Annotated in this window: 20 protein-coding genes, 2 pseudogenes and 1 riboswitch; of the genes and pseudogenes, 12 read left to right on the forward strand and 10 right to left on the reverse strand. The window is 66.9% G+C overall.

Features of this window, described 5'->3' with window-relative positions; genetic code table 11:
* Positions 1 to 14: 14 nt before the first annotated feature.
* The 4 genes from AC07Y4_RS00415 to AC07Y4_RS00430 form a co-directional block, all read right to left on the reverse strand.
* Positions 15 to 809, reverse strand: a complete 795-nt coding sequence (locus AC07Y4_RS00415; RefSeq protein ID WP_159279449.1) for an enoyl-CoA hydratase/isomerase family protein — start codon at positions 807 to 809, stop codon at positions 15 to 17.
* Positions 810 to 822: 13 nt separating this feature from the next.
* Positions 823 to 2445, reverse strand: a complete 1623-nt coding sequence (locus AC07Y4_RS00420) for a carboxyl transferase domain-containing protein (protein WP_495274060.1) — start codon at positions 2443 to 2445, stop codon at positions 823 to 825.
* Positions 2442 to 4109 carry an AMP-binding protein gene (locus AC07Y4_RS00425; protein WP_487850295.1) on the reverse strand — a complete coding sequence of 556 codons (1668 nt, stop codon included), beginning with the start codon at positions 4107 to 4109 and terminating at the stop codon, positions 2442 to 2444. The genes AC07Y4_RS00420 and AC07Y4_RS00425 overlap by 4 nt, the downstream gene beginning before the upstream one ends.
* A gap of 69 nt (positions 4110 to 4178) precedes the next feature.
* Positions 4179 to 5351: an isovaleryl-CoA dehydrogenase gene (locus AC07Y4_RS00430; protein ID WP_062478706.1), complete on the reverse strand. Its 1173-nt coding sequence runs from the start codon at positions 5349 to 5351 to the stop codon at positions 4179 to 4181.
* Positions 5352 to 5478: 127 nt separating this feature from the next.
* Here AC07Y4_RS00430 and AC07Y4_RS00435 point away from each other — a divergent pair, with 127 nt between their 5' ends.
* Complete coding sequence (locus tag AC07Y4_RS00435) at positions 5479 to 6519, forward strand: AraC family transcriptional regulator (RefSeq protein WP_095746925.1); 1041 nt, start codon at positions 5479 to 5481, stop codon at positions 6517 to 6519.
* 279 nt (positions 6520 to 6798) lie between these two features.
* Here AC07Y4_RS00435 and AC07Y4_RS00440 read toward each other — a convergent pair whose 3' ends face one another.
* The 4 genes from AC07Y4_RS00440 to AC07Y4_RS00455 form a co-directional block, all read right to left on the reverse strand.
* Positions 6799 to 7125, reverse strand: a complete 327-nt coding sequence (locus AC07Y4_RS00440) for a thioredoxin family protein (protein WP_354348244.1) — start codon at positions 7123 to 7125, stop codon at positions 6799 to 6801.
* An 86-nt stretch (positions 7126 to 7211) separates the two neighbouring features.
* Positions 7212 to 7904, reverse strand: a complete 693-nt coding sequence (locus tag AC07Y4_RS00445) for an HAD family hydrolase (protein WP_062478714.1) — start codon at positions 7902 to 7904, stop codon at positions 7212 to 7214.
* An 82-nt stretch (positions 7905 to 7986) separates the two neighbouring features.
* Positions 7987 to 9870, reverse strand: a complete 1884-nt coding sequence (gene thiC / locus AC07Y4_RS00450) for a phosphomethylpyrimidine synthase ThiC (protein ID WP_487850296.1) — start codon at positions 9868 to 9870, stop codon at positions 7987 to 7989.
* Between the two features lie 92 nt (positions 9871 to 9962).
* Positions 9963 to 10068: riboswitch (TPP riboswitch) on the reverse strand.
* Between the two features lie 27 nt (positions 10069 to 10095).
* A complete protein-coding gene (locus AC07Y4_RS00455; RefSeq protein ID WP_095746929.1) occupies positions 10096 to 10527 on the reverse strand; it encodes a YchJ family protein in 432 nt (143 codons plus the stop codon).
* Positions 10528 to 10704: 177 nt separating this feature from the next.
* Here AC07Y4_RS00455 and AC07Y4_RS00460 point away from each other — a divergent pair, with 177 nt between their 5' ends.
* From AC07Y4_RS00460 to AC07Y4_RS00475, 4 genes and pseudogenes are all read left to right on the forward strand, one after another.
* Positions 10705 to 11073: a hypothetical protein gene (locus AC07Y4_RS00460; protein ID WP_495274061.1), complete on the forward strand. Its 369-nt coding sequence runs from the start codon at positions 10705 to 10707 to the stop codon at positions 11071 to 11073.
* A gap of 100 nt (positions 11074 to 11173) precedes the next feature.
* Positions 11174 to 11431 (forward strand): annotated as a pseudogene (locus tag AC07Y4_RS00465) (helix-turn-helix domain-containing protein); the annotation flags it as partial.
* Between the two features lie 178 nt (positions 11432 to 11609).
* Positions 11610 to 11930, forward strand: coding sequence for a helix-turn-helix domain-containing protein (locus AC07Y4_RS00470; protein ID WP_495274062.1), 321 nt, complete (start codon positions 11610 to 11612; stop codon positions 11928 to 11930).
* Positions 11931 to 12241: 311 nt separating this feature from the next.
* Positions 12242 to 12742, forward strand: coding sequence for a helix-turn-helix domain-containing protein (locus tag AC07Y4_RS00475; RefSeq protein ID WP_495274063.1), 501 nt, complete (start codon positions 12242 to 12244; stop codon positions 12740 to 12742).
* Positions 12743 to 13062: 320 nt separating this feature from the next.
* On the opposite strand, the gene AC07Y4_RS00480 is transcribed toward AC07Y4_RS00475, so the two are convergent.
* Positions 13063 to 13965, reverse strand: a complete 903-nt coding sequence (locus tag AC07Y4_RS00480; RefSeq protein ID WP_495274064.1) for a LysR family transcriptional regulator — start codon at positions 13963 to 13965, stop codon at positions 13063 to 13065.
* Between the two features lie 119 nt (positions 13966 to 14084).
* Here AC07Y4_RS00480 and AC07Y4_RS00485 point away from each other — a divergent pair, with 119 nt between their 5' ends.
* The 6 genes from AC07Y4_RS00485 to AC07Y4_RS00510 are packed head-to-tail and all read left to right on the forward strand — an operon-like array spanning position 14085 to position 19230.
* A complete protein-coding gene (locus tag AC07Y4_RS00485) occupies positions 14085 to 14789 on the forward strand; it encodes a type 1 glutamine amidotransferase domain-containing protein (protein ID WP_495274065.1) in 705 nt (234 codons plus the stop codon).
* Positions 14790 to 14815: 26 nt separating this feature from the next.
* Positions 14816 to 15664 (forward strand): type 1 glutamine amidotransferase domain-containing protein, encoded by an 849-nt coding sequence (locus tag AC07Y4_RS00490; protein ID WP_495274066.1) that lies wholly within the window; start codon positions 14816 to 14818, stop codon positions 15662 to 15664.
* Positions 15665 to 15683: 19 nt separating this feature from the next.
* Positions 15684 to 16478 carry an SDR family NAD(P)-dependent oxidoreductase gene (locus tag AC07Y4_RS00495; protein WP_495274067.1) on the forward strand — a complete coding sequence of 265 codons (795 nt, stop codon included), beginning with the start codon at positions 15684 to 15686 and terminating at the stop codon, positions 16476 to 16478.
* 14 nt (positions 16479 to 16492) lie between these two features.
* Positions 16493 to 16783, forward strand: coding sequence for a putative quinol monooxygenase (locus AC07Y4_RS00500; RefSeq protein WP_354398560.1), 291 nt, complete (start codon positions 16493 to 16495; stop codon positions 16781 to 16783).
* 46 nt (positions 16784 to 16829) lie between these two features.
* Positions 16830 to 18044, forward strand: a complete 1215-nt coding sequence (locus AC07Y4_RS00505) for an L-dopachrome tautomerase-related protein (RefSeq protein ID WP_495274068.1) — start codon at positions 16830 to 16832, stop codon at positions 18042 to 18044.
* 28 nt (positions 18045 to 18072) lie between these two features.
* The gene (locus AC07Y4_RS00510) at positions 18073 to 19230 is read left to right on the forward strand and encodes an iron-containing alcohol dehydrogenase (protein ID WP_495274069.1); all 1158 of its coding nucleotides are present in this window, start codon (positions 18073 to 18075) and stop codon (positions 19228 to 19230) included.
* Positions 19231 to 19337: 107 nt separating this feature from the next.
* Here AC07Y4_RS00510 and AC07Y4_RS00515 read toward each other — a convergent pair whose 3' ends face one another.
* A complete protein-coding gene (locus tag AC07Y4_RS00515; protein WP_495274070.1) occupies positions 19338 to 19601 on the reverse strand; it encodes a hypothetical protein in 264 nt (87 codons plus the stop codon).
* Positions 19602 to 19659: 58 nt separating this feature from the next.
* On the opposite strand from AC07Y4_RS00515, the pseudogene AC07Y4_RS00520 reads away from it, so the two are divergent.
* A pseudogene (locus AC07Y4_RS00520) lies at positions 19660 to 19917 on the forward strand (alpha-hydroxy-acid oxidizing protein); the annotation flags it as partial.
* Positions 19918 to 19931 lie beyond the last annotated feature (14 nt).

The raw sequence follows: 19931 nt of genomic DNA on the forward strand, positions 1-19931 counted from the left end.
TCCCTGGTTGGCTGTCAGCCGGCGAGCCAGGACGGCTTGCGCTTCTGCAGGAAAGCCTGCACGCCCTCGCGGCCTTCGTCGCTGGCGCGGATGTCGGCGATGCCTTCGACCGTCTTGGCGATGAGCGCGCTGTCGATCTCGCGGCCGGCCACGTCGGCGATCAGCTGCTTGCAGGCGCGCACGGCGGCGGGGCTGGCGCCGGTGAGCGCCTTCAGCAGTTCGTCGACCTTGGCGTCGAGCGCGTCGGCGGCCACCACCTCATGCACGAAGCCGATGCGGTGCGCCTCGGCGGCGGTGAAGCGCTCGGCCGTGAGGAAGTAGCGCTGCGAGGCGCGCGGGCCCATGGCACGCAGCACGTACGGGCTGATGGTCGCGGGCACGAGGCCGATCTTCACTTCGCTGAGGCAGTACCACGCGGTGTCCACGCTCACGGCCATGTCGCACGCGGCCACGAGCCCCATGCCGCCCGCGTACACATCGCCCTGCACGCGCGCGATGGTGGGCTTGGGGCACTCGGCGATGGTGCGCAGCATGTCGGCCAGCTTGCCCGCGTCGGCGAGGTTTTCGCCCCGCGTGTAGTCGGCCATGCGGCGCATCCAGTTGAGGTTGGCGCCCGCGCAGAAGGCGGGGCCGTTCGCGCCGAGCACGACGGCCTTGACCTGCGGTGCGGCGCCGGCTTCGAGGAAAGCCTGCGTCAGCTCGGCGATCACGACGTCGTCGAAGGCGTTGCGCGCGTCGGGCTGGTCGAGCCAGATGCGTGCGACCGCGCCGTCGATGGCGAGGTTCAGCTTGGTGAAGGTGCTGCTCATGCGGTGCCCCTCGTCACATGCGGAAGATGCCGAATTTCGGCTCGGGGATCGGCGCGTTGCGCGACGCGGCCAAGCCCAGTGCCAGCACGCGGCGCGTGTCGGCCGGATCGATGATGCCGTCGTCCCACAGGCGCGCGGTGGCGTAGTAGGGGTGGCCCTGGTCTTCGTACTGCTGGCGGATCGGGGCCTTGAAGGCTTCTTCTTCGTCGGCGCTCCAGCTGCCGCCCTTCAGTTCGATGCCGTCGCGCTTCACGGTGGCCAGCACGCTCGCGGCCTGCTCGCCGCCCATGACGCTGATGCGCGCGTTGGGCCACATCCAGAGGAAGCGCGGGCTGTACGCGCGGCCGCACATGCCGTAGTTGCCGGCGCCGAAGCTGCCGCCGATGATGATCGTGAACTTGGGCACGTTGGCCGTGGCCACGGCCGTCACCATCTTGGCGCCGTGGCGCGCGATGCCTTCGTTCTCGTACTTGCGGCCCACCATGAAGCCGGTGATGTTCTGCAGGAACACCAGCGGGATCTTGCGCTGGCAGCACAGCTCGATGAAGTGCGCGCCCTTCTGCGCCGACTCGCTGAACAAAATGCCGTTGTTGGCGATGATGCCCACGGGCATGCCCTCGATCTCGGCAAAGCCGCAGACCAGCGTGGCGCCGAAGCGGGCCTTGAACTCGTGGAACTCGCTGCCGTCGACGATGCGCGCAATGATCTCGCGCACGTCGAAGGGCTTGCGCGTGTCGGTGGGGATCACGCCGAACAGCTCTTCGCGCGGGAAGTCGGGCGCGCGCACCGCGGCGCCTTGCGGCGTGTCGGCGGCCTTCGCGTTGAGGTTGGCCACCGCCGAGCGCGCCAGCGCCAGCGCGTGCAGGTCGTTCTGCGCCAGGTGGTCGACCACGCCCGACAGGCGCGTGTGCACGTCGCCGCCGCCCAGGTCTTCGGCCGACACGACCTCGCCGGTGGCCGCCTTCACGAGCGGCGGGCCGCCCAGGAAGATGGTGCCCTGGTTCTTCACGATGATCGATTCGTCGCTCATCGCCGGCACGTACGCGCCGCCGGCCGTGCACGAGCCCATGACCACCGCGATCTGCGGAATGCCCTGGGCGCTCATGTTGGCCTGGTTGTAGAAGATGCGGCCGAAGTGCTCGCGGTCCGGAAACACCTCGTCCTGGTTCGGCAGGTTGGCGCCGCCCGAGTCCACGAGGTAGATGCAGGGCAGGCGGTTCTGCTCGGCGATCTCCTGCGCGCGCAGGTGCTTCTTGACCGTCATCGGGTAGTAGGTGCCGCCCTTCACGGTGGCGTCGTTGCACACGATCATGCAGTCGACGCCGTTCACCCGACCGATGCCCGCGATGATGCCGGCGCCCGGCGCCGACTCGGCCCCCTTGGCATCGAGGTACATCGCATGCGCGGCCAGCGGCGCGATCTCGAGGAAGGGTGTGCCCGGGTCGAGCAGCTCGGCCACGCGGTCGCGCGGCAGCAGCTTGCCGCGTGCCGTGTGCTTGGCGCGCGCGGCCTCGCCGCCGCCCTGCTCCACTTTCGCGAACTGCTGCTGCAGGTCGTCGACCAGCGCACGCATGGCCGCGGCGTTGGCCTGGAAGTCGGCCGAACGCGCATTCAGTTTGGTTTCGAGTTTGCTCATGCTGTCTTTTCTTGGCTGAGACCGAGCTGCTCGGTCATGGCGTCGCGGATCTTGAATTTCTGGATCTTGCCGGTCACCGTCATCGGGAACTCGGAGACGAACTGGATGTACTTGGGCACCTTGTAGTGCGCGATCTGCCCTTTGCAGAAATCGCGGATCTCGGTGTCGGTGGCCGTCTGGCCGGGCTTGACGATGATCCAGGCGCACAGCTCTTCGCCGTACTTCTTGTCGGGCAGGCCGACCACCTGCACGTCCTGCACCTTCGGATGGCGGTACAAGAATTCTTCGATCTCGCGCGGGTAGATGTTCTCGCCGCCGCGGATCACCAGGTCCTTGATGCGCCCGACGATGTTCACGTAGCCCTCGGCGTCCATGGTGGCGAGGTCGCCGGTGTGCATCCAGCGCTCGGCGTCGATGGCCTCGCGCGTCTTGGGCTCGTCTTCCCAGTAGCCGTGCATCACCGAGTAGCCGCGCGTGCACAGCTCGCCCGACTGGCCCGGCGGCATGATCGCGCCGGTCTCGGGGTCGATGATCTTCACCTCGAGGTGCGGCTGCACGGTGCCCACGGTCGACACGCGGCGGTCCAGCGGCGTGTCGGTGCTGCTCTGGCAGCTCACGGGGCTGGTCTCGGTCATGCCGTAGGCGATGGTGATCTCGCCCAGGTGCATCTCGTTCACCACGCGCTTCATCACTTCAATGGGGCACGGCGAGCCGGCCATGATGCCGGTGCGCAGCGTCGACAGGTCGAACTCCTTGAAGCGCGGATGGTCCAGCTCGGCGATGAACATCGTGGGCACGCCGTGCAAGCCCGTGCACTTCTCGGCCTGCACCGTCTCGAGCACCGTGAGCGGATCGAAGCCGTCGTTCGGGTACACGATGGCCGAGCCGTGCGTGAGGCAGGCCAGGTTGCCCAGCACCATGCCGAAGCAGTGGTACAGCGGCACCGGGATGCACAGGCGGTCGGCCGGCGTGAGCTTCATGCACTCACCGATGAAGAAGCCGTTGTTCAGGATGTTGCGGTGCGTGAGCGTCGCGCCCTTGGGAAAGCCCGTGGTGCCGCTGGTGAACTGGATGTTGATCGGGTCGGTGGCCTTCAGCGTCTTCTGCGTGGCGGCCACGCGCGCGTCGGCCGCATCGCCGCTGGCCAGCAGCTCGCTGAAGCGGCGCATGCCGGGCTGCTCGTCGCCCTGGCCGAGCTTGTCGATCCAGAAGGTGTGCTGCAGCAGCGGCAGCTTGGCCGGGCCCAGCTCGCGCAGCATGCCCAGGTAGTCGCTGGTCTTGAACTGCGCCATCGTCACCAGCGCCTTGCAGCCGACCTTGTTGAGCGCGTACTCGAGTTCCGAGGTGCGGTAGGCGGGGTTGATGTTGACGAGGATCAGGCCGACCTTGGCGGTGGCGATCTGCATCAGCACCCAGGGCACGTTGTTGTGCGACCAGATGCCCACGCGGTCGCCGGGCACGAGCCCCAGGTTCAGCAGCGCGCTCGCCAGCTTGTTCGACGCGGTCTGCAGTTCGCGGTAGGTGAAGCGCTGGCCTTCGTGGCGGCTGACGAGGGCTTCGCGTTCCGGTTGCTTGGCAACCATGTCGTCGAAGAAGTCGCCGATGGCTTGCTCGATGAGGGGGACGTCCGTGGCGCCTTGGGCCAGGCTCTGCGTCAGTGGCATCGTCTTGTCTCCTTGTCTGGCGCCCTCTCCCTACGGGGAGAGGGTGGGGGTGAGGGTGAGCAGCGCGACTTATGCGGTTTCTGAGAACAGCTCGCGGCCAATGAGCATGCGGCGCACTTCGCTCGTGCCCGCACCGATCTCGTACAGCTTGGCGTCGCGCCACAGCCGCTCGACCGGGAAGTCTTTGGTGTAGCCCACGCCGCCCAGCGTCTGGATCGCCTCGCCGGCCATCCAGGTTGCCTTCTCGGCCGAGTACAGGATGGCGCCGGCCGCGTCCTTGCGGAAGGTGCGCGCATGGTCGTTGCGGTCGCAGGCCTTGCCCACGGCGTACACGTAGGCGCGGGTGGCCTGCCAGGTCGAGTACATGTCGGCGATCTTGCCCTGCATCAGCTGGAACTCGCCGATGCTCTGGCCGAACTGCTGGCGCTCGTGGATGTAGGGGATCACGGCGTCCATGCAGGCGGCCATGATGCCCAGCGGGCCGCCCGAGAGCACGGCGCGCTCGTAGTCCAGGCCGCTCATCAGCACCTTGGCGCCCATGCCTTCGCCGCCGAGCACGTTCTCTTCGGGCACTTCGCAGTTGTCGAAGAACAGCGGGAAGGTGTTGGAGCCGCGCATGCCGAGCTTGTCGAGCTTGGTGCCGGCCGAGAAGCCCTTGAAATTCTTTTCGACGATGAAGGCGGTCATGCCGCGCGCGCCCATTTCGGGTTCGGTCTTGGCGTAGATGACCAGCGTGTCGGCGTCGCCGCCGTTGGTGATCCACATCTTGCCGCCGTTGAGCACGTAGTAGCCGTCCTTCTTGTCGGCCTTGAGCTTCATGCTCACCACGTCGGAGCCGGCGTTGGGCTCGCTCATGGCCAGCGCGCCCACGTGCTCGCCGCTCACCAGCTTGGGCAGGTATTTCTTCTTCTGCGCTTCGCTGCCGTTGCGGTGGATCTGGTTCACGCACAGGTTGGAGTGCGCGCCGTACGACAGGCCCACCGAGGCCGAGGCGCGCGAGACTTCTTCCATGGCCACGATGTGGGCCAGGTAGCCCAGCTCGGTGCCGCCGAATTCTTCCTTCACCGTCATGCCGTGCAGGCCCAGCTCGCCGAGCTTTTGCCACAGGTCGTGAGGGAACAGGTTGTCGCGGTCGATCTCGGCGGCGCGGGGCGCGATTTCGTTGGCGGCGAAGTCCTGGATCGCGCTGCGCAGCGCGTCGATGTCGTCGCCCAGGTCGAAGTTGAGGCCGAAATCGTGCATGAGTCTTGTCTCCTCTGAAGGGGTCGGCGCGCAGGGCTGCCCGCGCGGATGGCGCTTGAAAAAACGCAGCTTACGCCTCGTGGCGCCGCAATTGGCGCCACAATGGTTGCAAATTGCGCCACGACCGATGCCCTCCACCACGTCGTCCCCCGCCTTCCTGCGACCCGCCCGCGCCGTCACGCCGATGGCCTTCGTGCGAGCCATCGTGCAAGGGTATGCCCGCTACGGCAAGGACCCGGCGCAGGCCCTGCAGGCGGCACAGATCGCGCCGCGCGAACTGGCCCGTCCGGGCGCCCGGGTGACGGCCGCGCAGTTCGAGGCGCTGTCGGGCCACGCGATGCAGGAGCTGGACGACGAGGCGCTGGGCTGGTTCTCGCGCCGCCTGCCCTGGGGCAGCTACGGCATGCTGTGCCGCGCCTCGCTCACCTCGCCCGACCTGGGCGTGGCCATGAAACGCTGGTGCCGCCACCACCGCCTGCTGACCGAGGACATCACGCTCGCGCTGGAAGTGACCGGCGGCGTGGCCACGCTGCGCATCACCGAGAACCGCCCGCTCGACCCTGCATTCCGCGAGTTCTGCCTGGTGACCAGCCTGCGCTTCATGCACGGCTACGTGTGCTGGGCCATCGACTCGCGCATCTCGCTGCGCCAGGCCACCTTTCCGTTCGCGGCGCCGCCGCACCGCGACGCCTACCCGCTGATGTTCACGCCCGACGTGCACTTCGACGCGCCGCAGGCCAGCATCAGTTTCGACGAGCGCTACCTCGCGCTGCCGCTGCTGCGCGACGAGCGCGCGCTGCGCACCATGCTCAAGCGCGCCCTGCCGCTCACGGTGCTGCAGTACCGCCGCGACCGCCTGCTGGGCCAGCGCGTGCGCGAACTGCTGCGCGCGCGCGCGGGCGAGGCGACCACGGCCGAGGCGCTGGCGGGGCTGTTGAACGTGTCGGGGCGCACCTTGCACCGGCAGCTGCATGAGGAAGGCACCTCGCTGCAGGTGCTGAAGAACGAAGTGCGGCACGAGCTGGCGGTGGAGCAGCTGCGCCGGACGACGCGGCCGATCAAGCAGGTGGCGCTGGCGGTGGGCTTTCGCAACGAGAAGAGCTTTTCGCGCGCGTTCCTGCAGTGGACGGGGCACGCGCCTCGGGATTTTCGGCAGCTGGGGTTGTAGGGCGCTTGTTCAGGGCGCGTGCACAGGCCACCGGGTACTTCCCTCCGCGAATGTCCCCCGGGGCTTCGCCCCTCCTCCTTGATTTCGCTGCGGGAAGCACCCAGTGTCCTGCGCACGGGAAACAGCGCTGGTGTGCGGCCGATCAACAACCGCACTGCCCCACGCTCACGCCGATGGGGTGCCTTGCGCAGCGAAATCAAGGAGGAGGGGCGAAGCCCCGGGGGACATTCGCGGAGCAAGGCTCCCCGTCGGCGGGAGCGTCGCCCTCAATAACGGAACTCAGGCCGGCGAATCGATCAACGCCAGCGCATCGGCGATCGACTGGCTGTCTTCCGGCCGCACCAGCTTCGCGACCTGTTGCCCGTCGCGCAGGAACACCAGCGTGGGCCACAGCCGCACGTTGAACGAGCGGCCCAGCGGGCGGCCGCTGCCGTCTTCCACCTTGATGCGGCGCACGTTCGGGTACTTGGCAAAGGCCTCGGCGATGTTCGGCTGCGCAGCCTTGCAGATGCCGCACCAGTTGGTGCCGAACTCCACCACGGCCGGGCCCTGAAGCGCGTCGATCTCGCTGCGGTCGGGTTGCTCGGTCTGGTACTCGGAGGTCATGGGCAGGGTCCTTGCGAATTCGTGGGAAGAAGCGCGTGAAGGCGACGGGCGCGCCACGCGCTGACGGGCGTCATTGCACCAGAAACTCAGGCCGCCTGCAGGCCGTACCCGGCCAGCAACGCGGGCAGCCCGGTCATGTCGCTGAACACGGCCACGGCACCCGCGGCGCGCAGCGCACCCGGGCCGCTGTGGCCCGACTCGCCCGTGCTGTAGCCGAACACCGTGGCGCCCGCGGCCACGCCGGCCATCGCGCCGGTGACCGTGTCTTCGACCACCGCGCAGCGCTTCGGATCGACACCGAGCGCTTCCGCCGCGGCCAGGTACACATCGGGATGCGGCTTGGAACGCGGCATCTCGTGGCCGCTGAAGATGCGGCCCTCGAAGCAGTCGAGCAGGCCGACCTTGGCCAGCTGCAGCTCGACCTTGTGGCGGTCGGCGCCCGAGGCGCAGGCGATGCGGCCCTTGAGCCGCGCATGGATCTCGCGGATGGCGGCGGGCGCATGGGGAATGGCGACGAGGTCGCGGTCCAGCGCCTCGTTGCGGCGGGCGCGGAAACCGCGCAGCCAGTCGTCGGTGATCTTGAAGCCTGTCTTGGCCTCGATGAGCGCCGTCTCGTCCTTCACGGCCTTGCCGGTGAAGATGTTCATCGATTCCTCGGCCGTGAGCTGCCAGCCGAGCTCGCCGAGCATGTCGGCGAGCACGCGGTTGGTGATGGGTTCGGAATCGACGAGCACGCCGTCGCAATCGAAGAGAACGGCGGAAAAGGGGAAAGGGGTCATTGCGAGGCAGGAGTTCAGGGGTCTGGCCCCATGGTAGCAACGCCCCCTTTCCGCACGGGGAGACTCAGGCTATCGGGCCATCTCAGGCCACTGGCCGGATCGGGATGTAGATCTCGCCGCCGCCGGCCATGAATTCTTTCGACTTCTCTTCCATGCCCTCGGCCATGGCAGCCGCCTCGGCCACGCCCTTCTTGGCCGCGTACTCACGCACTTCCTGCGTGATCTTCATCGAGCAGAACTTGGGGCCGCACATCGAACAGAAGTGCGCCACCTTGCTCGAGTCCTTCGGCAGCGTCTCGTCGTGGAATTCGCGCGCCGTGTCGGGGTCCAGGCCCAGGTTGAACTGGTCTTGCCAACGGAACTCGAAGCGTGCCTTGCTCAGCGCGTCGTCGCGCGAGCGCGCACCCGGGTGGCCCTTGGCCACGTCGGCCGCGTGCGCGGCGATCTTGTAGGCAATGATCCCCTGCTTCACGTCGTCGCGGTCGGGCAGGCCCAGGTGCTCCTTGGGCGTCACGTAGCAGAGCATCGCCGTACCGGCCCAGCCGATCATCGCGGCGCCGATGGCGCTGGAGATGTGGTCGTAGCCCGGCGCGATGTCGATGGTCAGCGGGCCGAGCGTGTAGAACGGCGCTTCGTGGCAGTGCTTGATCTGCTCGTCCATGTTCGCCTGGATCATGTGCATCGGCACGTGGCCCGGGCCTTCGATCATGGTCTGCACGTCGTGCTTCCAGGCGATCTGCGTGAGCTCGCCCAGCGTGCGCAGCTCGGCGAACTGCGCCTCGTCGTTCGCATCCGCACCGCTGCCGGGACGCAGGCCGTCGCCGAGCGAGAAGCTCACGTCGTAGGCCTTCATGATGTCGCAGATGTCCTCGAAGTGCGTGTAGAGGAAGCTCTCCTTGTGGTGCGCGATGCACCACTTGGCCATGATCGAGCCGCCGCGCGACACGATGCCCGTCATGCGGTCGGCCGTGAGGTGGATGAACGGCAGGCGCAGGCCCGCGTGGATGGTGAAGTAGTCCACGCCCTGCTCCGCCTGCTCGATGAGCGTGTCGCGGTAGATTTCCCAGGTCAGGTCTTCGGCCACGCCGCCCACCTTTTCGAGCGCCTGGTAGATCGGCACCGTGCCGATGGGCACCGGCGAGTTGCGCACGATCCAGTCGCGCGTGGTGTGGATGTTCTTGCCGGTCGACAGGTCCATGACGTTGTCGGCGCCCCAGCGGATGGCCCACACCAGCTTCTCGACCTCTTCCTCGATGCTCGAGGTGACGGCCGAGTTGCCGATGTTGGCGTTGATCTTCACCTTGAAGTTGCGCCCGATGGCCATCGGCTCGACCTCGGGGTGGTTGATGTTCGCGGGAATGATCGCGCGGCCACGGGCCACCTCGTCGCGCACGAACTCGGGCGTGATGATGCGCGGAATGCTCGCACCCATCGGGTTGCCCGCCACGCGCTTGGCGCGCTCCTCGTTGGCCAGGTACTCGGCCATCCACTCGCGCTTGCCGTTCTCGCGCACGGCCACGTATTCCATTTCGGGCGTGACGATGCCGCGGCGCGCGTAGTGCATCTGGGTGACGTTGGCGCCCGACTTGGCGCGGCGCGGCGTGCGTTGCAGCGCCGAGGCACCGGCGCGCAGCTCGGCCAGGCGCTGCGCGTCGCGGTCTTCGTTCTTGGCGCCGTCGTCCAGCGCGTGGTGCGTGCGGCCTTCGTAGCTTTCTGTGTCGCCACGCTCGATGACCCAGGCGCTGCGCACGTCGGGCAGGCCGCGGCGCACGTCGATCTCGACCTTCGGGTCGGTGTAGGGGCCCGAGGTGTCGTACAGGGACACGGTTTCGCCGTTGGTCAGCGCCACGTCACGCACGGGCACGAACAGGTCGGGCCGGCTGCCCGGAATGACGCACTTGTGCGAGGCGGGAAAGGGTTCGCGCGTCAGCGACAGCAGCGAGGTGAATTTGTCGGGGGCATTCATCGGGGGCACTCCTTGTTGAGGGAAAGGGTGCTCCGCAATCGCTCGATGGACCTCGGAAGGCCCGCCACCGAAAAAGTGAGTGACGGACCGAAGTCAGGGAGTGCAGCTCTTCTTACGCCGGTATGACCCGGATCAAGTTCGCGGGTCGGCAGCTTTGCCATCTCAGCACACCACATGCGTGCACCCCGGAGCGGGGCCGATTGTGCGGGCCGAAGCCCGCCGCCGTCAACCCGGGGGCTGGTGCAGGTCGCCGTCGACGTAGAACCAGCGCTCGTCCTCGCGCACGAAGCGGCTGCGCTCGTGCAGGCGGAACGCCACGCCTGTCGCGCCGCGCTGGCGGGCGACGAACTCGACCTCGGCATGGTCGGCATCGAGCACCGAGCGCGAGCGGATGTCCAGCCCCAGCCATTTGACGCCCGGCTCGAACTCGACCGAAGCCGGTCGCTTCGACGCATGCCAGGTGGCGAGCAGGTAGTCGGCACGCGCCAGCACGAAGGCCGAGTAGCGCGAACGCATCAGCGATTCGGCGTCGGGCGCCGGCGTGTTCTCGAAATCGTCGAGGTAGCGCCCACAGCACAGGGCGTAGCCAATGGGCTTGTCGCGACGGTCGGTGCGGCCGCAGGGGCAGGGGCCGGGAGTGGGGTCGGTGGCGCTCATGAAGGGCTCTATTGGAACACTTGGCGCGGCGGGGGCTGAAGGTGGGGTGTGGGGGGCTTCGGGCATGCCCGCTTTGCGAGGACCTGCCGGGGCCAAAGGCGCCAGGGCCTCTTGCGCCAATGGCTTGTGTCGCTACAGTCGTCTGGCGTTTCGTTCCTTCAAGCTGAACACCAAAGCATGCTTTTGCGATTCCTCAAGCTGTTCTTCATGCTCACTGCGACCCTCTCCTTGGGCGTCTTTGCCTTTCTGCACGGATTCAACGCATGGCGCGCCGGACAAATCGTTGTCACGCGAAGGGGACGCGAACCCTTTGTCGCAAGCGCCGATGGTGCATTTCCCCTCACGTTCAATATGGAAGTCTGGGGATTGATGATCATCGGAGGCGCTGTTGCCCTTTGCGGCATTGCAGGCGTCGTCAAGTTCCTCATCAACACGCCGGACCAGCGACGCACGATGCTGACCCGTATGGATGGCGTCTCGCGTCGCGAGCGCAGTGACATGGACATTCCGTGGTCGGTTGGGCTTGCCATCGTCGGGGCGTGTTGATTGCCGCCGAAATTTGACCCAGTTAACGCAGTAATTTCCGTCTAAGACTGACCCACGTAAAACCCTACCCTGCTGATTTTTAAAGCAGGGGATCCTAGGAGTGATAGACGTGGCGACATTGAGTGTCATCAGACGCTGGGCCCTGCGCGAGCAGATGTCCATTCGCGAGATAGCCAGGCGTACAGGCCTGTCTCGCAACACCGTAAAGAAGTACCTGCGAGCCGGCGATGAAGAGCCGCGCTACGCCAAGCGGACGAGTTCAAGCAAGCTCGATCCCTATGCCGAGAAGCTCGCGACCTGGCTCGCGATCGAGGCAACCAAATCGCGCAAACAGCGGCGCAATCTGCGGCAGATCCACACAAGGAGAACACCAAGCACTTATCCACACTGTGAAGCCTTCAGGCTCACAAAACGGGTGGGTCAGTATTCAATGGAAATCTAGGGTCAGCGATCGGCGGAATCCAACACCCAAGGCTCTCGACGCTCTTTGAAACTCTTTTCTCAAATGGTAACTATATCCCGCGCAATTTTATCCCGTGGAGCTTTATGCGGGATGGCAAGACCATTGGCGGATGGTCAAAACTGGTACATCGGACAAACAGAAAGCCTCGGAGCTAGTGGCTTTCGGAGAAGCCGTTCGCCGCCGCAGAAAGGACCTTGGCTATTCGCAAGAGGCGTTTGGCGATGCTTGCGGAATAGATCGCAGCTATATGGGTGGAATTGAACGCGGCGAGCACAATCTCGCACTCATCAACATCCTCAAAATCATCGAAGGCCTCGGCGTCCAACCATCAGAATTTTTTAAGGACCTGGACAAACCCGTCGGTCATGCACGAAAGCCAACTCGAAAGAGCTGAGCTCTCCTGCGTGCTCACCTCAGTCATATAGGTCTGAAAATTTCTGGAATCCAGAAGTTTTGGCTGGATTTTCAACATCGAGCCTCTCCCAGCGCTACACCAGCGATGCCACGACCGCATCGGCGACATTGCCGATGGCTGCGCTAGCCTTCTTACCGATGGCACTAGGACTGGCAGGCGGGGCAGGTGATGTCGAAAGGGAGCCGCCCCCCCTTTATGGAATCGGCAGGAATTCTGGACTACGCTGATCGCATGTTCGACGTCAGCCCCCTGGTCGATCAAGTAGCCGACGGCGGGTAGACGACCGGCTGGTGCAGTTGCTTGGCGAACCGCAGGCCATCACAGTTCTCGCCCCTTTGATCGAGAGGGAAATTTACTACCGTGTTCTCCTCGGCGAGCGCAGCGGGCTGCTGTGGCAGCTAGCGTCCGTGGGAAGTCAAGGCCACCGCGTGGCCCGAGCCATTGGCTGGCTGAAGTCGAATTCCGCCCAACTGCTGCACGTCGAATCGTTGGCCGATCTCGTGCAGATGAGCCCTTCCCGTTTTCACCACCACTTCCGGCAACTGACTGTCATGAGTCCACTGCAGTTTTGGAAGCACCTTCGCCTCTATGAGGCACGCCGGCTGATGCTCACAGAGCAGCTGGATGCCTCTACCGCAGTTTTTCATGTCGGTTACGAAAGCCCTTCGCAGTTCAGCCGCGAGTACCGTCGCGAGTTCGGCGCGCCGTCGCGGCAAGATGTGGATCGACTCCTGCGTACGGCCAGTTCCCCGAGCGCAATCATCGAGGGCTTGGTCGGTCGCACCCTCTGATAGCTGACGAGCCGCCCGTTCGTCGCCGTCGGTTGCGGCCGCGCGACCGGCGGCTGCCCTCACGCCGCGTCGAAGCGAGGTCGTCGCATTGAAGCCACTCTTGTCAAACTACGCAGTATGTTCGGTGTAGTGCTGTGGGGTCACTCAGGGTTACCGTATCGAATTCCCAGACCTGAGAATTGCAGCAATGAGCGTCTCATGCGGGCCGCGTTTCGGTGCTGCGCATCGAGCTCCTGTCGATCGCGCCCCTTCAACGAACCCACTGAGGCCAAGCCGACGGTCAGCATGAAGGCGACGCCCCAGGCGATCCAGCCGCCAACTCAAGTCACCGCCCCAACCAAGGAATCGATCAGCACCCGCGACGCGGACGACAGTCGCCTGTGTGGCGCATAGATCACGGAAAACGGCCGCGAGCGCCCGCGCGCCTGCGTCAGCACTTCGACCGCGCGCCCCTGTGCGATGAGATCGCGCGCAATGAAGTCGTAGGTCTGGCAGATGCCCAGGCCGCCCAGCGCGAGCGAGACCACACCCAGCACGTCATCCGACACATGGAGGCTGCCGTGCGGCGTCCAATCCACGTCGCGCCCGTCATCCTGCAGGATCCAGGGCGACACACGGCCCGTGCTGGGCATCACGAAAGGCAGGCAGGCGTGCCGCGCCAGTTCGCCGATGCTGCCCGGCGCACCTGCGCGCGTGACGTAGCCCGGAGCCGCAATCAGGCACATCGGCGCGTCTTCAAGCTTGCGTGCAACCAGCCCGCTGTCGGGCAGCTGGCCCAACCGGATCGCGAGGTCGTAGCCCTCGGCGACGAGGTCGACGTTGCGGTTGGTGATGTTCAGTTCGACGCGCACCTGCAGGTGCGCGGCAGAGAAGCGCTGCAGCAGCATCGGCAGCCGGTGATGCCCGTACGTGGTGGGAACGCTCAGGCGCACGCTGCCCGTCAGTTCGTCGCCCTGCCCCTGCATCGCGCGCTCGGCGTCGTCGATCAGCGCAAAGGCCGCGCGCGACTGTTCCAGGTAAAGCCGGCCGTGCTCGGTAAGGCTCAAGCGCCGCGTCGTGCGGCGCAGCAACTGCACGCCCAACCGGCCCTCGAGGCGCGTGATCGCACGGCTGAGAACGGAAGGCGTCGTCCCCAGCACGACCGCAGCCGCCGTCATGGAACCCTTCTCGATCACCGTCACAAAGGTCTCCACATCCCCGAGGTGATCGAATCGCCGACTCATCTTGACTCCTGAAGAACAAATGTTTTTCCCGAGGGTCAGTTTATCCCCGAGAGAGCGGTCAATACATTCAATGCATAGGACGTCAACACCTATTTCCCTCACCTTGTCAGGAGCCAACGATGACTTCCACACTTCCCACCGCCGCCCGCAAGCCTGTGCTGATGGTGCTCACCAGCCACGGCACCAAAGGCGCCACCGGCGAGCCGACCGGCTTCTACCTCGGCGAATTGACCCATCCGCTGGCCGAACTCGAGGCCGCAGGCATTCCGTTCGAGCTCGCCTCCATCCAGGGCGGCGAACCGCCGGTCGATGGCCTTGACTTCAAGGATGCAGTCAACGTCCGCTACTGGGCGGACCTTGCATTCCGTGATGCTCTGAGCCACACGCGCGCCCTCGGCGATGTCGACGCCTCGAAGTACAGCGCGATCTTCTTCGCCGGCGGACACGGCGCAATGTGGGACTTCCCCACCAGCCCCGACGTGGCCCGCGTGACGCGCGAGATCTACGAAGCGGGCGGCGTGGTCGGCGCGGTGTGCCATGGCCCCTCGGCACTGGTCAACGTGACGCTGGGCAACGGCGCCTACCTGGTCGCAGGCAAGAATCTAAGCGCTTTCACCGACGACGAGGAACGCGCGGTGCAGCTCGAGCAGGTCGTGCCCTTCCTGCTCGCCTCCATGCTCACCCAGCGTGGCGCGCACCACCATCCGGCGCCCGACTGGACCGCCAAGGTCGTGGTCGACGGCCGGCTCGTCACGGGCCAGAACCCGCAGTCGGCCGCGGGCGTGGGCGCCGCGATGCGCGACCTGCTGCTGCGCCAGGACTGAGCACCCACGCCAACCGGAGCCACCCCATGCCCCACCTGCCACTTCGCCAACTCGTCGCCGCGGCCCTGCTCGGCCTGTCCGCCCTCGGCGCCCAAGCCGCTAACGTGCTGGTCGTGCTGTCGGATGCCGACCGCCTGGACCTGAAAGACGGCAAGGTCTTCGCCACCGGCTTCTACCTCAACGAGCTGATGCAGCCGGTGAAGCTGCTGCTCGAGGCCGGCCACCAGCTGACCTTCGCCACGCCCAAGGGCGATGCGCCGACACTGGACGTGTCCTCGGCCGACAAGACGCACTTCGACGGCGACGAAGCCGCGCTGCGGGAACACCAGGCGCTGCTGGACAAGCTCAAGCTCACCTCGCGCACGGAATCGCCGGTGATCAGCCTCTCGCGCGTGGAGCAGATCGGCTACGCGCGCTTCGACGCGGTCTACGTGCCCGGCGGCCACGCGCCCATGCAGGACCTGCTGACCAGCCCCGCGCTCGGCCGGCTGCTAGCGGACTTCCATGCCCGCAGCAAGACCACGGCCTTGGTGTGCCACGGCCCGATCGCCCTGCTGTCGACGCTGTCCGATGCGCCGGCTTTCACGCGCCAGTTGGCGGCGAGCGGCACGGTCGCGCAGCGGCCGGACTGGATCTACGCCGGCTACCGCATGACCGTGATCAGCAACCAGGAGGAAGAGCTCGCCAAGGCCCTGCTGCAGGGCGGCGTCATGAAGTTTTACCCCCAGACCGCGCTGCAGCAGGCCGGCGGCAGCTACCGCAGCAACCAGACGCCCTTCACCGCGAACGTGGTGACGGACCGCGAGCTGATCACCGGCCAGAACCCCGCGTCGGCGATCGGTGTCGCCCACGAAATGCTCAAACGACTCCAGTAAACCTCTCGAGGAATTCTCCATGGATCTGCAACTCCAAGATAAGACGGCCATCGTCACCGGCGCCACGGCCGGCATCGGACTGGCCATCGCCCGCACCCTGGCCGCCGAAGGCGTGGCGGTCACGATCACCGGACGCAGCCGCGACAAGCTCGACGCCGCCGTGGCGGAGATCGCCACGGCGGCACCGGGCACCAGGCTGTCGGCCATCGTGTCCGACCAGAGCACCGCCGACGGCGCCGCCGCACTGATCGCGGCGCAGCCCGACACCGACATCCTCGTCAACAACCTGGGCTACTACGAAGCCAAGCCCTTCGCCGAGATTAGCGACGACGACTGGCTGCGCATGCTCGACGTCAACGTGATGTCGGGCGTGCGGCTGTCGCGCCACTACTTCCCGCGCATGCTGCGGAAGAACTGGGGCCGGGTGATCTTCATCTCGAGCGAGGTCGGTGCGTTCACGCCGCCGGACATGGTGCACTACGGCGTGAGCAAGTCGGCCCAGCTCGCGGTCTCGCGCGGGCTGGCCGAACTGACCCAGGGCACGGGCGTGACGGTCAACAGCGTGCTGCCGGCCGCCACCCGCTCCGAAGGCATCGTGGACTACCTGCGCCAGACCGCGCCGCGTGCCGGCATGAGCGACGCGGAGATCGAAGCCCACTTCTTCAAGACCTACCGCCCCAGCTCGCTGATCGCCCGGATGATCGAAGCCGACGAGGTCGCGGCCATGGTGGCGCTGCTGGCCAGCCCGAAGGGCGCGGCCTCCAACGGCGCGGCCGTGCGCGTCGAGGGCGGCACCTTCCGCTCGATCCTCTGAGCCGGGCGCACCGCATGTCCGATCTCGTCATCGTCGCCCTCGTCCAGGCCAAGCCGGGCCATGAAGCCACGCTCGTGAGGGCGCAGGCTGCGCTCGCGCCGCTGGCACGCGCGCAGGCGGGCTGCATCAGCTACGAGCTGCACGAGTCGCTGGCGCAGCCCGGCCGCGTCGTGTTCTTCGAACGCTGGCGCGACCGCGCGTCCTGGGAACTCCACATGCGCGGCCCGCACATGGACGACTTCCGTGCCACCGCCGGCCCGCTGATCGGCGCCTTCGAGCTGCTGCACCTAAAGCAGGTCGCATGAGGGCGCCGCCCTATCCCTTCCTTTTCCTTCCATACAAAGCACCACCATGTTCAATCGCTCCTTCCGCATCGCCGCCTTCGCACTGGCGGCCCTCGTCACCGGCACGCACGCCGCCCACGCGGCCGAAGGCCTGCCGCTCGAACGCTGGCGCAGCTATGCCGGCGTCAGTTGGGCCGCCTCGGAGGGCGGCGCCGATCCGGCACCCTTCGCAGGCTCGGTCGGCGCGCCGATCGCCGGCATCCACTTCGACGCCCAGGGCCAAGCCTATGTGAGCACGCCGCGCCTGATCTCAGCCGCCGCGCCGGCGACCCTCAGCCGACTGGACCTGAGCGCGCGCAGCGGCCCGGCGAGGCTCACAGCCTTCCCTTCGCTGACCGGCAACGCCACGACCGCGGCACCCGAACAGAATCTGCGCAACGTGCTCGGCTTCCACGTCGACCGTCGCAACGGCTGGCTCTGGGCGCTCGACATGGGCTTCATCGCTGGTGAGTCCGAGGCCCCGGCCGGCGCCCAGAAGGTGCTGGTGCTCGACCTCAAGACCGGCCGCACGGTCAAGCACATTCCACTCGACGGTGTGGCCGACCGCAAGGGCAGCTTCCTCAACGACATCGCGGTTGACGAGCGCCGCCGCGTGGCCTACATCTCCGACAGCGGGATGCGCAGCGCGCCGAACAACATGGTCGGCGTGATCGTGCTGGACTTCGCCTCGGGCCAGGCCCGGCGCGTGCTGGACCGGCATCCAGCGCTGCAGATCGAGCGCGAGGCGAAGGTCGTCTCGCACGGCGCCGAAGTCTGGGCCGGCAACCCACTGCTAATCGGCATCAACGGCATCGCGCTGTCGCCCGATGGCCGCACGCTGTACTGGACCGTGACCACGGGCACCCGCGCCCATGCGATCCCGACCGCGATCCTGCGCCAGGCCGATGCGAGCGAGGCGCAGGTCACAGCGGCCGTCCGCGACCTGGGCCCGGTTGGCGGCAACACCGACGGCATCGTCACCGACGCGAAGGGTGCGCTCTACATCACCGACGTCACGCGCAACGGCATCGTGAAGTACGACCCGCGCACGAACACGATGTCGCTGATCGCTTCGGACGACGGCGTGCACTGGCCGGACACGCCTGCCCTCCTGCCGGGCGGCGACCTGGTCTTCACCTCTAGCGCGCTGAACAACCATTTCGCCGGCGCCGTGAAGAGCGGCGCGGAGCGCTACGACCTGTGGCGGCTGCCGCTCGGCGCCCGCAAGGCATCGACCCGCTGAAGACGGCCTGCGCCAAGAAAGAAGCACCATGATGAACTTCGATTTCCACAACCCCACACGCATCGTCTTCGGCCCCGGCACCATCGCGCAGCTGGACCGGCGGATCCCCGCCAACGCACGGGTGCTGCTGCTCTACGGCGGAGCGAGCGCGCAGAAGAACGGCACGCTGGACGAGGTCCGGCGCGCCCTCGGCCAGCGCGACGTGCAGGAATTCGGCGGCATCGAGCCCAACCCCACCTACGAGACGCTCATGCGCGCCGTCGCGCAAGTGCGCGAGCAGCGCCGCGACTTCCTGCTCGCGGTCGGCGGCGGATCGATCATCGACGGCACCAAGTTCGTGGCCGCGGCCGCGGACTTCGAGGGCGCCCCCTGGCAGATCCTCGAGAGCGAGGGCCGCAACGTGCACCGCGCCTTGCCGCTGGGCTGCGTGCTGACGCTGCCCGCGACCGGCTCCGAGATGAACAACGCGGCGGTGGTGACGCGCCAGGCCACGCAGACCAAGCTGGTCTTCATGAGCCCGCATGTGTTTCCGGCCTTCTCGATCCTGGACCCGACCAAGACCTTCACGCTGCCGGCACGGCAGGTGGCGAACGGCGTGGCCGATGCGTTCACGCACGTGATGGAGCAGTACCTGACCCATCCCGCGGGCGGCATGGTGCAGGACCGCCTGGCCGAGGGCCTGCTGCAGCTCCTGATCGAGATCGGCCCGCGGACGCTGGCCGAGCCCAAGAACGAGGCGCTGCGCGCCAACCTCATGTGGTCAGCGACGCTCGCCCTCAACGGCCTGATCGGCGCGGGTGTGCCGCAGGACTGGGCCACGCACGTCGTGGGCCACGAGCTGACCGCGCTGCATGGCATCGACCACGCGCGCACGCTGGCGATCGTCCTGCCGTCGATGCTGCAGGTGCGCCGCGAGGCCAAACGCACCAAACTGCTGCAGTACGCCGAACGCGTCTGGGGACTGGCCGGCGGCAGCGAGGAGCAACGCATCGACCAGGCCATCGCCCACACGCGTGCCTTCTTCGAGCAACTGGGCATCCCGACGCGCCTGTCGTCCTACGGCATCGGTGCCGAGGAGGTCGAGAAGGTCGTGGCCCAGCTCGCGGCGCACGGCATGACGCAGCTCGGCGAGCGGCAGGACGTCACGCTGGACGTCAGCCGCGCGGTGCTGTTGGCCAGTCTTTGACGGAGCGGGGCGCAGGGCGGGCCCAACGGCCCGAGGCATCGATTCGTGGCACCACGCTCCGATTAATTTACGGCCCCATGGCACTTGCCCGTTCCATTCTTCCGTCGTCAAGCCAACGAAGCCGCCCATGCCCCCTCGCAAGCACCGACAACCGGCGAGAACGGCATGGTCTTGACGGCGCAGCACCTTGCCACGCGCAGCGGCAACCGCAGACGACCGAGATCGATGCGGTCCAGGCCGCATGCGCGCTCGAACCGTCCCATTTTCAGACGCAGCACGGGCACCGCGTGCCGCAGGCCTCCCAGGCACGCGAACTCAAGTCGGACTTCTACAGAACCGCCGATGGACGCTGGTTCATCCCAGCGGCTCATACCCACATCTGCGCGACGGCACGCTTGAACTGCTGGACTGCGCCGACACCGTGGCGGCGCTGTCGGCGGCCGCATTCCCGTGCTCCTCGACAGCGGTGTGCGCCGCGGGGGCGATGCGCTCAAGGCACTCGCGCTCGGCGCCAGTTGCGTGTGGGTCGGGCGTCCCTTCATGTAAGCGGCGGCCGTGGGCGGACAGGCCGGTGTCGCACATGCCATCTGGCTGCTGCGCGAGGAGATCGGCCGCAACATGGCCATGCTCTGCGTGGCCGGCATCGGGGATCTGAACGCCGACTGCCTGATCGCCCGCCGGGGCTGAACGAAGCCGCGCGG

The sequence above is a fragment of the Variovorax sp. GW460-12-1-14-LB1 genome, assembly GCF_059423605.1.

Bases quoted from the DNA above. Each gene is read 5' to 3' on its own strand.
- AC07Y4_RS00415 (WP_159279449.1), bottom strand. From the start codon at position 809: ATGAGCAGCACCTTCACCAAGCTGAACCTCGCCATCGACGGCGCGGTC.
- AC07Y4_RS00420 (WP_495274060.1), bottom strand. From the start codon at position 2,445: ATGAGCAAACTCGAAACCAAACTGAATGCGCGTTCGGCCGACTTCCAG.
- AC07Y4_RS00425 (WP_487850295.1), bottom strand. From the start codon at position 4,109: ATGCCACTGACGCAGAGCCTGGCCCAAGGCGCCACGGACGTCCCCCTC.
- AC07Y4_RS00430 (WP_062478706.1), bottom strand. From the start codon at position 5,351: ATGCACGATTTCGGCCTCAACTTCGACCTGGGCGACGACATCGACGCG.
- AC07Y4_RS00435 (WP_095746925.1), top strand. From the start codon at position 5,479: ATGCCCTCCACCACGTCGTCCCCCGCCTTCCTGCGACCCGCCCGCGCC.
- AC07Y4_RS00440 (WP_354348244.1), bottom strand. From the start codon at position 7,125: ATGACCTCCGAGTACCAGACCGAGCAACCCGACCGCAGCGAGATCGAC.
- AC07Y4_RS00445 (WP_062478714.1), bottom strand. From the start codon at position 7,904: ATGACCCCTTTCCCCTTTTCCGCCGTTCTCTTCGATTGCGACGGCGTG.
- thiC (WP_487850296.1), bottom strand. From the start codon at position 9,870: ATGAATGCCCCCGACAAATTCACCTCGCTGCTGTCGCTGACGCGCGAA.
- AC07Y4_RS00455 (WP_095746929.1), bottom strand. From the start codon at position 10,527: ATGAGCGCCACCGACCCCACTCCCGGCCCCTGCCCCTGCGGCCGCACC.
- AC07Y4_RS00460 (WP_495274061.1), top strand. From the start codon at position 10,705: ATGCTTTTGCGATTCCTCAAGCTGTTCTTCATGCTCACTGCGACCCTC.
- AC07Y4_RS00480 (WP_495274064.1), bottom strand. From the start codon at position 13,965: ATGAGTCGGCGATTCGATCACCTCGGGGATGTGGAGACCTTTGTGACG.
- AC07Y4_RS00485 (WP_495274065.1), top strand. From the start codon at position 14,085: ATGACTTCCACACTTCCCACCGCCGCCCGCAAGCCTGTGCTGATGGTG.
- AC07Y4_RS00490 (WP_495274066.1), top strand. From the start codon at position 14,816: ATGCCCCACCTGCCACTTCGCCAACTCGTCGCCGCGGCCCTGCTCGGC.
- AC07Y4_RS00495 (WP_495274067.1), top strand. From the start codon at position 15,684: ATGGATCTGCAACTCCAAGATAAGACGGCCATCGTCACCGGCGCCACG.
- AC07Y4_RS00500 (WP_354398560.1), top strand. From the start codon at position 16,493: ATGTCCGATCTCGTCATCGTCGCCCTCGTCCAGGCCAAGCCGGGCCAT.
- AC07Y4_RS00505 (WP_495274068.1), top strand. From the start codon at position 16,830: ATGTTCAATCGCTCCTTCCGCATCGCCGCCTTCGCACTGGCGGCCCTC.
- AC07Y4_RS00510 (WP_495274069.1), top strand. From the start codon at position 18,073: ATGATGAACTTCGATTTCCACAACCCCACACGCATCGTCTTCGGCCCC.
- AC07Y4_RS00515 (WP_495274070.1), bottom strand. From the start codon at position 19,601: ATGAGCCGCTGGGATGAACCAGCGTCCATCGGCGGTTCTGTAGAAGTC.